Annotated in this window: 10 protein-coding genes; 9 read left to right on the top strand and 1 reads right to left on the bottom strand. The window is 67.8% G+C overall.

Going from position 1 to position 8,644, the window contains the following annotated elements; translation table 11 throughout:
* Positions 1-99 precede the first annotated feature (99 nt).
* Complete coding sequence (locus QRO93_RS20590; RefSeq protein WP_005411656.1) at positions 100-351, bottom strand: GlsB/YeaQ/YmgE family stress response membrane protein; 252 nt, start codon at positions 349-351, stop codon at positions 100-102.
* Between the two features lie 84 nt (positions 352-435).
* On the opposite strand from QRO93_RS20590, the gene QRO93_RS20585 reads away from it, so the two are divergent.
* The 9 genes from QRO93_RS20585 to QRO93_RS20545 all read left to right on the top strand — a co-directional run bounded on the left by QRO93_RS20585 (position 436) and on the right by QRO93_RS20545 (position 8,616).
* Positions 436-1,035: a 4'-phosphopantetheinyl transferase superfamily protein gene (locus QRO93_RS20585; RefSeq protein WP_180880046.1), complete on the top strand. Its 600-nt coding sequence runs from the start codon at positions 436-438 to the stop codon at positions 1,033-1,035.
* A 39-nt stretch (positions 1,036-1,074) separates the two neighbouring features.
* A complete protein-coding gene (gene rsmG, locus QRO93_RS20580) occupies positions 1,075-1,713 on the top strand; it encodes a 16S rRNA (guanine(527)-N(7))-methyltransferase RsmG (protein ID WP_180880048.1) in 639 nt (212 codons plus the stop codon).
* Positions 1,714-1,826: 113 nt separating this feature from the next.
* Positions 1,827-2,624 (top strand): ParA family protein, encoded by a 798-nt coding sequence (locus tag QRO93_RS20575; RefSeq protein WP_006476989.1) that lies wholly within the window; start codon positions 1,827-1,829, stop codon positions 2,622-2,624.
* The gene (locus QRO93_RS20570) at positions 2,624-3,547 is read left to right on the top strand and encodes a ParB/RepB/Spo0J family partition protein (protein ID WP_008267278.1); all 924 of its coding nucleotides are present in this window, start codon (positions 2,624-2,626) and stop codon (positions 3,545-3,547) included. The genes QRO93_RS20575 and QRO93_RS20570 overlap by 1 nt, the downstream gene beginning before the upstream one ends.
* A gap of 126 nt (positions 3,548-3,673) precedes the next feature.
* On the top strand, positions 3,674-4,405 hold the full coding sequence (locus QRO93_RS20565; protein ID WP_180880049.1) for a suppressor of fused domain protein: 732 nt from the start codon (positions 3,674-3,676) through the stop codon (positions 4,403-4,405).
* A 51-nt stretch (positions 4,406-4,456) separates the two neighbouring features.
* On the top strand, positions 4,457-5,422 hold the full coding sequence (locus QRO93_RS20560; RefSeq protein WP_285304342.1) for an NAD-dependent epimerase/dehydratase family protein: 966 nt from the start codon (positions 4,457-4,459) through the stop codon (positions 5,420-5,422).
* 89 nt (positions 5,423-5,511) lie between these two features.
* Positions 5,512-6,234 (top strand): glycosyltransferase family 2 protein, encoded by a 723-nt coding sequence (locus QRO93_RS20555; protein WP_049443806.1) that lies wholly within the window; start codon positions 5,512-5,514, stop codon positions 6,232-6,234.
* Entirely contained in the window at positions 6,234-6,581 is a 348-nt protein-coding gene (locus tag QRO93_RS20550) for a lipid-A-disaccharide synthase N-terminal domain-containing protein (RefSeq protein ID WP_006476984.1), read from the top strand. The genes QRO93_RS20555 and QRO93_RS20550 overlap by 1 nt, the downstream gene beginning before the upstream one ends.
* 262 nt (positions 6,582-6,843) lie before the next feature.
* Entirely contained in the window at positions 6,844-8,616 is a 1,773-nt protein-coding gene (locus QRO93_RS20545; protein WP_180880053.1) for a DUF885 family protein, read from the top strand.
* Positions 8,617-8,644: the final 28 nt, after the last annotated feature.

Here is an 8,644-nt window from a genome sequence, read left to right as displayed (position 1 = left end):
CCATGCAGTCGAGCAAGCTCGACTCTACAGAACGGGGCCCGACGATTGCCGGGCCCCTTGTGATGCGTCTGCCGGCCAGCGGCCGGCACGACCGCCGCGTCAGCGTATGCTCTTGCGGGTGAACAGGTTGACGATCGCCAGCAGGATCACCGCACCGATCAGCGAGAACAGGAAGGTGCGGATGGTGATCGCTTCGTTGATGCCGCCGCCGAACAGCCAGCCGGAAATCAGCGCGCCGACGATGCCGACCACGATGTTGAGGATGATGCCCTGCTGGGCGTCGCGCTTCATGATGATGCTGGCCAGCCAGCCTACGATGCCGCCGACGATCAGCCAGATGATGATGCCCATGATCGAACCTCCGGTGGGGAACTGTGACCAGTTGACGCGCATGGCTGTGAACCCGTCGTGCAATTGCGTGATGGGCGCGTGCGGATGAGCCTGCCAGCCACCCTCGACGGCCCGTGGCGCTTCGGCCCGGTGACGGTCTGGCGGCGCACCCACGTGCCCGGCCACCGCGGTGAACCGCAGGCGCGGCAGGTACTGGCGCAGGCGCTGGGGGCCGAACCGGAGGCGCTGCCGCTGGTGCGCGACGGCAAGGGACGGCCTGAACTGACCGGCGCACTGGCCCACTACGGCACCGGCTGGAGCCACAGCGGTGAGGTGCTGCTGGTGGCGCTGGGCGAGGGCGTGCGGCTGGGCGTGGACCTTGAGCTGCTGCGGCCGCGACCACGCCTGCTGGAGATCGTGCGGCGCTTCTTCCATCCCGAGGAAGTGGCCTGGCTGGAACACCTGGACGAGGCCGGGCGCGAGCACTGGTTCTTCCGCGTGTGGTGCGCCAAGGAAGCGATGCTGAAAGCCCACGGCCAAGGCATCTCGTTCGGCCTGCACCGGCTGCAGCTGGCCCCCGGCAATGACGGCGCCCTGCACCTGCGCTGGTGCGACCCGGAACTGGGTGAGGCCGCGCGCTGGCACCTGCACGAATGGCAGGCCAGCGGGCAGTTCCGCGCGGCATTGGCCTGGTATCCGCACTGAAGCGGGGAATCAGCGCGCAAAACCGGCGATAATGCCGGCATGAGCGAACACCCACTTCCCGCCAGCGTGACTGCCACGCTGGAACAGGGCCTGGCCAGCATGGGCCTGGATGCCGCGCTGGCACCGCCGCTGCTGCGCTACCTGGCCCTGCTGCACCGCTGGAACGGCACCTACAACCTCACCGCCATCCGCGACCCGCAGGAGATGGTCACCCGCCACCTGCTCGACTCGCTGGCGATGCAGCCGTTCGTGGCCGATGGCAGCCTGGCCGACCTCGGCACCGGCCCCGGGCTGCCCGGCATCCCGCTGGCCATCGCCTGCCCGGGCCTGCAGGTGACCCTGGTCGAGAGCAACGGCAAGAAGGCACGCTTCATGCGCGAGGCGGTGCGCCAGCTCGGCCTGGGCAACGCCCGCGTGGCCGAATCACGCGCCGAGGCGCTGGACGAGGCCGGCCGTTACGACCAGCTGACCGCGCGCGCGATGGACACCCTTGCCGGCATCGTCCGCGTTGGTGGTCACCTGCTGCGCCCCGGTGGCGTGTTGCTGGCCATGAAAGGCGTCTACCCGCATGAAGAGATCGCGGACCTGCCGAAAGGCTGGCAGGTGCGTGAGGTGACCCCGCTGAGCGTGCCCGGCCTGGCCGGCGAACGCCACCTGGTCACGGTTACAGGCCCCTGATTGCCGCCGCCAGCCCTTTGTGGAACAACGGGTTGGCGATTCACGATTTCCGCCCGGGGCCGGTTGTACGCATAATGACCGGTCCCAACCATCCGTCGACGAGGCACACCCGCATGGCCCGCATCATCGCCATCGCCAACCAGAAGGGTGGCGTCGGCAAGACCACGACCGCCGTCAACCTGGCCGCTTCCCTGGCCAACGCACCCAAGCGCGTGCTGCTGGTCGATCTGGACTCGCAGGGCAACGCGACCATGGGCAGTGGCGTGGACAAGCGCGAGCTGGCCGCCTCCACCTGCGATCTGCTGCTCGGCGAGAACAGTGCTGCCGACGTGCGCGTGCAGGCCGCCGAGGGCTACGACCTGCTGCCCGGCAACATCGACCTGACCGCCGCCGAGATCCAGTTGATGGGTGAGAGCGAGCGCGAGCAGCGCCTGAAGCGCGCGCTGGCGCCGATCCGCGACGAGTACGACTACATCCTGATCGACTGCCCGCCGGCGCTGTCGCTGCTGACGCTCAACGCGCTGGCCGCCGCCGATTCGGTGATCGTGCCGATGCAGTGCGAGTACTACGCGCTGGAAGGCCTGAGCGCGCTGGTGGAGACCATCGAAGCGCTGCGTACCAGCCTGAACCCGGCGCTGGAGATCGAAGGCGTGCTGCGCACCATGTTCGATGTGCGCAACAACCTGGCCAACGCGGTCTCGGCCGAGCTCACCGAGCACTTCGGCGACCGCGTGTTCCGCACCATCGTGCCGCGCAACGTGCGCCTGGCCGAGGCGCCCAGCCATGGCCAGAGCATCGTCGGCTACGACCGCGCCTCGCGCGGTGGCGTGGCCTACCTGGGCCTGGCCGGCGAGATCATCCGCCGCAACAACGAACGCAACAAGGCCGCCAAGGCCGTGGAGACCGTCTGATGACCAGCAGCAAGCCGGCAGCCAAGAAGCGAGGCCTCGGCCGTGGCCTGGATGCGCTGCTCGGTCCCAAGGGCGCGGTCAGCCAGGTGCAGGCCACCACCGCGGTGATCGAGCCGCTGCCGGGTGAAGTGCTGCGCAAGCTGGCCGTCGGCCAGCTGCAGCCGGGCAAGTACCAGCCGCGCCGCGAGATGGACGAGGGCAAGCTGTCCGAGCTGGCCGATTCGATCAAGTCGCAGGGCGTGATCCAGCCGATCCTGGTGCGCCAGCTGCCGGCGGGCAACTACGAAATCGTCGCCGGTGAACGCCGCTGGCGCGCCTCGCAGCTGGCCGGCCTGGACGAAGTGCCGGTGGTGGTGCGCGAGCTGGAAGACCGCACCGTCATCGCGATGGCGCTGATCGAGAACATCCAGCGTGAAGACCTCAATCCGCTGGAAGAAGCCGAAGCGCTGCAACGCCTCATCAGCGAATTCACCCTGACCCATGCCGAGGCCGCCGAGGCCGTCGGCCGCTCGCGTGCGGCGGTGTCCAACCTGCTGCGCCTGCTGGAGCTGCCGGTGGCGATCCGGCTGCTGCTGGAAACCCGCCGCCTGGAAATGGGCCACGCCCGCGCGCTGCTGACCCTGGCCCCCGAGCTGGCCGGCAAGCTGGCGCAGGAAGCGGCCGACGAAGGCTGGTCGGTGCGCGAGGTCGAGCGCCGTGCGCAGGCCTTCGCCGCTGGCAAGGTGCCGAGCAACCGCCCGGTGGCCACGCCGAAGGTGCAGCAGGCCGACATCGCCTCGCTGGAAACCGAGCTGTCCGAAGCGCTGGGTGCCAAGGTGGCGATCAACCACGGCCGCGGCGGCAAGGGCAAGCTGATCATCCATTACACCGATCTGGACACCCTGGACGGCGTGCTGGAAAAGCTGCGTACGCGCCAGGGCTGAGCCCGGCGCAGCAACGGGGGACGCGGCCCGTTCCTGCCGTTTCCCGTGAATGACAGGGAACGCACCGCCGCGCGCGCCGGGGCCTGCACTGTGCTCTGGCCCGTGGCCTCATCCAGGGAGCAGGACATGAGCAACGCATTCGACGACGTCAGCCCGGGCGGCAGCCCGATCATGGTGCACAGCCGCCAGAAGGACTTCACGCCGGCGCAGGGCGAAGAACACATCGAGGCGATCAGCGCGCACATCGAGCGCCATCTGGGCCCGGTGTCCGGCGTCTTCCACGAGATCATCTCCGACCTGGTGCACATCGACGTGCACGTGGTGCCGGCCAATGAGCAGTTCCCGTACCTGCGGCTGGTGACCTCCGGCATGAGCGACCTGCCGATGACCGTGCCCGCCGAGGTGGACGCGGACGTGCCGTGCTACATGGAGCTGATGGTGACCCTGCCGGCCGACTGGCCGATCTCGCAGGACGCCTTCGAGGACGAGCGCAACTACTGGCCGGTGCGCCTGCTGAAGGGAATGGCGCGGCTGCCGCACGAGTACGACACCTGGCTGGGCTTCGGCCACACCATCCCCAACGGCCACCCCAGCGAGCCCTATGCGCCGGGCGTGGGTTTCGACGGTGCCATCGTGCTGCCGCCGGTGACCACCCCGGAAGACTTCGCCGAACTGGTGCTCGAGGACGGCAAGACCATCGCCTTCATGGCCCTCATGCCGCTGTACCCGGAAGAGATGGACCTGAAGCTGAAAAAGGGCGCCGAAGCACTGCTCGACCGCTTCGATGCGAAGAACATCCAGGACGTGATCGAACCCGGCCGCAGCAATGTGGCCAAGAAGCGTTTCGGGCTGTTCTGAGCCCGCAGCGTATCCTCTGCACCTGTACTCATTGATCTCCAGGCAACTGCAATGACCCTCCTGCTTACCGGCGCTGCCGGCTTCATCGGTGCCTACACCGCCCGCGCGCTGCTGGAGGCTGGCCAGCCGGTGGTCGGCCTGGACAACTTCAACGACTACTACGACCCGCAGATCAAGCGCGACCGCGTGGCCGCGCTGTGCCCGACGCTGGACCTGCGCACGCTGGACCTGACCGACCGCGATGGCCTGGCCGCGCTGTTCGACGAGGTGCAGCCGACCGCGGTGATCCACCTGGCCGCGCAGGCCGGCGTGCGCTATTCGCTGGAAAACCCGCATGCCTACGTCGACAGCAACCTGGTCGGCTTCGTCAACATGCTCGAACTGTGCCGCCACCGTGGCGTGCAGCACCTGGTGTATGCGTCGAGCAGCTCGGTCTATGGCGACTCGGCCACGCCGCCGTTCTCCGAAGACCAGCGCGTGGACCAGCCACGCTCGCTGTACGCGGCAACCAAGGCCGCCAACGAGCTGATGGCCTACACCTACGCGCAGTTGTACGGCCTGCGCGCCACCGGCCTGCGCTTCTTCACCGTGTATGGCCCGTGGGGCCGGCCGGACATGGCACCGCTGCTGTTCTCGCGTGCGGTGCTGGCCGGTCGGCCGATCGACGTGTTCAACGAAGGCCGCATGCAGCGCGATTTCACACATGTCTCCGACATCGTGTCCGGTATCCTTGGCGCCCTCGCGCATCCGGCCGACGGTCCGGTGCCGCACCGGGTGTTCAACCTCGGCAACCATACGCCGGTCGAGCTGGAGCGCTTCATCGGCGTGATCGAGCAGGCTGCCGGCCGCCCCGCGCAGAAGGTCTACAAGCCCATGCAGCCCGGTGACATGGTGCGCACGATGGCCGATACCCGGCGCGCCCATGATGCCTTCGGCTTCGACGCGGTGACCCCGATCGAAGTGGGATTGCCGCCCGTCGTGCAGTGGTGCCGCGAGTATTTTGGCGACCGCGCCTGAGCCGTGATCCTCACGCGGCCAGGTTCATCTTCGGATAACCTCGGTTTCGGAGAATGCGCGGTCTTTGTCCCCCCTTGGCCGAGTCCCTCATGAGCCAACCCGAGCTTTCCGTTGTCGTCCCCGTGTTCAACGAGCGCGACAACGTCGCCCCGCTGGTCGCCGAAATCACCGCTGCCCTGCGTGGCCGGTTGCCGTTCGAGATCGTCTACATCGACGATCACTCGCGCGATGACACCCTGGCCGTGCTGCAGGGGCTGAAGGCCACCACGCCGGAACTGCGCGTGCTGCACCATGTGAACCAGAGCGGGCAGAGCACCGCGGTGCGCACCGGCGTCAAGCATGCGCGGGCGCCCTGGATCGCCACCCTGGATGGCGATGGCCAGAATGATCCGGCCGACATTCCCAAGCTGCTGGCCGCGCGCGATGCGGCCGAAGCGCAGGTGAAGCTGTTTGCCGGCTGGCGCGTCAACCGCCAGGACAGCGGCAGCAAGCGCTGGGCCAGCCGCTGGGCCAACGCCATCCGCGCGCGCATGCTGCGCGATGACACGCCCGATACCGGCTGCGGCATCAAGCTGTTCGAGCGCAGCGCCTTCCTCGATCTGCCGTACTTCGACCACATGCACCGCTACCTGCCGGCGCTGATGCAGCGCGCCGGCTGGAAGACCACCAGCGTGCCGGTCAACCACCGCCACCGTACCGCCGGCGTGTCCAAGTACAACAACCTGGGCCGCGCGCTGGTCGGCATCCGCGACCTTCGCGGCGTGGCCTGGCTGATCACCCGCAGCAAGCGCACCGCGGTGGAAGAGCGGTGATGGGCCTGGCACTGCACTGGCTCGACCAGCCGCTGACCTGGCTGTACTGGACCGGCCTGCACGTGACCGGCTGGAAGCTGATCGGCTATACCGGCGCGCTGATGTTCGGCGGCCGCTGGCTGGTCCAGTTCATCGCCTCCAAGCGCGCCGGCAAGCCGGTCATCCCGCGCCTGTTCTGGTACATGAGCGTGGTCGGCAGCCTGATGACGCTGAGCTACTTCCTGTTCTCGGCCAAGCAGGACTCGGTGGGCGTGCTGCAGAACCTGTTCCCGGCGTTCACCGCGCTGTACAGCCTGCAGCTGGACATCAAGCACCGGGGCTGGAAGCGGGACAGGGCCAGCCACTGAGGCTGCCGGGGCTCCCATCCGGTAGGTGCCGACCCTGGTCGGCACATGTGTATCCGGACCCGGGATATCCACGCATGGCGTGGATCTACTGCATGTTCGGCGGCCTTGCCGGGTAGCTGCCAACCTTGGTTGGCACACGGGGAAAGCCAGCGCCGACCAAGGTCGGCAGCTACCGGGCACGGCCCAGGCAGGACCTTCGTCCCATGCCACCGGCGGTGGGCGGTGCCATGATCGGGGTCTGCCTTCCCGGGAACCTGTGCTCGTGAAAACCCGTCTTGCCGTTGCCCTGCTGATTGCCCTGTCCGCCCCCGCCGTGGCCCTGGCCGCGCCGCCCGCCACCGCTGCACCGGCCAGCGTGGCCACCGAATCGCCCGCCGACGCCGCCTTCCGTGCGGTGTACGAGAAGGAATGGAAGTGGCGCCAGGACGGCGGCGGTGAGGCCAGTGAGGACGAAGATGCCCCGGCCAATGCCACCCGCATGCCCGACGTCGGCCCGGCCGCACAGCAGGCACGCCTGAAGGTGTGGGACGAGACCCTGGCCGCGCTGAAGAAGATCGACCCGAAGACCCTGTCGGCCGACAACCAGGTCAACTACGCGATCTACCGCGACCAGGTGTTCAACCTGGCCGAAGAGGTGCGCCTGCGCGGTTACGAGATGCCGTTCAACGCCGACTCCTCGTTCTGGTCCAACCTGTCCTTCATGGCCCGGCGCGAGATGAAGACCGTGCAGGACTACCAGAACTACATCGCACGCCTTAATGACGTGCCGCGCTACTTCGGCCAGCAGACCGAGAACATGCGCGCCGGCCTGAAGCGTGGCTTCAGCGTGCCGCGTGCCGTGCTCGATGGTCGCGAGGTGTCCATCGCCACCGTTGCCGAACTGAAGGATCCCACCGGGTCGCCGCTGTACGCGCCGTTCAAGAAGCTGCCCAACAGCATTCCGGCCGCCGAGCAGGCCAGGCTGCAGGCGCAGGCGCGCGAAGCGATCAGTGGCAAGGTGGTGCCGGCGTTCCAGCAGCTGCGCACCTTCTTCGTCAGCGAGTACGTGCCGCAGGCGCGCACCACGCTGGCTGCCGAAGCGATGCCGGACGGCAAGGCGTACTACAAGCAGCAGATCCACGAATACACCACGCTGGACCTGTCGCCGGACGAGATCCACCGCATCGGCCTGGGCGAAGTCGCTCGCATCCAGGGCGAGATGAACGACATCATCAAGCAGGTGAAGTTCAAGGGCAGCTTCGCCGAGTTCCTGACCTTCCTGCGTACCGATCCGCAGTTCTACGCCAAGACCCCGGAAGAGCTGCTGTCGCGCGCGGCGTGGATCTCCAAGCGGGCAGACGGCCAGCTGGGCAAGTACATGACGCTGCCGCGCGCGCGCTTCACCATCGTGCCGGTGCCGCCGGACATCGCACCGTTCTGGACCGCCGGCCGTGGTGGCATGGGCACCTACTGGCTCAACACCTACAACCTGCCATCGCGCCCGCTGTACAACCTGCCGGCGCTGACCCTGCATGAGTCCGATCCGGGCCACGCGCTGCAGGGCGCCATCGCCGCCGAGCAGAAGAACCTGCCCGAGTTCCGCCGCAACGCCTACATCTCCGCCTATGGCGAAGGCTGGGCGCTGTACTGCGAGAAGCTGGGCGTGGAGATGGGCATCTACGAAACCCCGTACGAGGATTTCGGCCGCCTTACCTACGAAATGTGGCGCGCCGCGCGCCTGGTGATCGACACCGGCGTGCACAGCAAGGGCTGGACCCGCGAGCAGGCACTGGCCTACCTGCGTGACCACACCGCGCTGAGCGAGCATGAAGTGACCACCGAAGTGGACCGCTACATCTCTTGGCCTGGCCAGGCGCTGAGCTACAAGCTGGGCGAGATCGCCATCGTGCGTCTGCGCGCGCAGGCCGAGAAGGAGCTGGGCGACAAGTTCGACATCAAGGGCTTCCATGACACCCTGCTCAAGCAGGGCTCGGTGCCGCTGCCGGTGCTGGAACAGCAGATCCAGGCCTACATCGCCGAACGCAAGAAGGCCTGACCGCTCCAAGGTAGTGCCGGCCGCTGGC

Source organism: Stenotrophomonas maltophilia group sp. Smal17 (genome assembly GCF_030237045.1).
GTDB classification, from domain to species: domain Bacteria; phylum Pseudomonadota; class Gammaproteobacteria; order Xanthomonadales; family Xanthomonadaceae; genus Stenotrophomonas; species Stenotrophomonas forensis.
Note: the sequence above shows the minus strand (reverse complement) of the source record. Positions and strands in the feature narration are given on the sequence as shown.

Bases quoted from the DNA above. Each gene is read 5' to 3' on its own strand.
- QRO93_RS20590 (WP_005411656.1), bottom strand. From the start codon at position 351: ATGGGCATCATCATCTGGCTGATCGTCGGCGGCATCGTAGGCTGGCTG.
- QRO93_RS20585 (WP_180880046.1), top strand. From the start codon at position 436: ATGAGCCTGCCAGCCACCCTCGACGGCCCGTGGCGCTTCGGCCCGGTG.
- rsmG (WP_180880048.1), top strand. From the start codon at position 1,075: ATGAGCGAACACCCACTTCCCGCCAGCGTGACTGCCACGCTGGAACAG.
- QRO93_RS20575 (WP_006476989.1), top strand. From the start codon at position 1,827: ATGGCCCGCATCATCGCCATCGCCAACCAGAAGGGTGGCGTCGGCAAG.
- QRO93_RS20570 (WP_008267278.1), top strand. From the start codon at position 2,624: ATGACCAGCAGCAAGCCGGCAGCCAAGAAGCGAGGCCTCGGCCGTGGC.
- QRO93_RS20565 (WP_180880049.1), top strand. From the start codon at position 3,674: ATGAGCAACGCATTCGACGACGTCAGCCCGGGCGGCAGCCCGATCATG.
- QRO93_RS20560 (WP_285304342.1), top strand. From the start codon at position 4,457: ATGACCCTCCTGCTTACCGGCGCTGCCGGCTTCATCGGTGCCTACACC.
- QRO93_RS20555 (WP_049443806.1), top strand. From the start codon at position 5,512: ATGAGCCAACCCGAGCTTTCCGTTGTCGTCCCCGTGTTCAACGAGCGC.
- QRO93_RS20550 (WP_006476984.1), top strand. From the start codon at position 6,234: ATGGGCCTGGCACTGCACTGGCTCGACCAGCCGCTGACCTGGCTGTAC.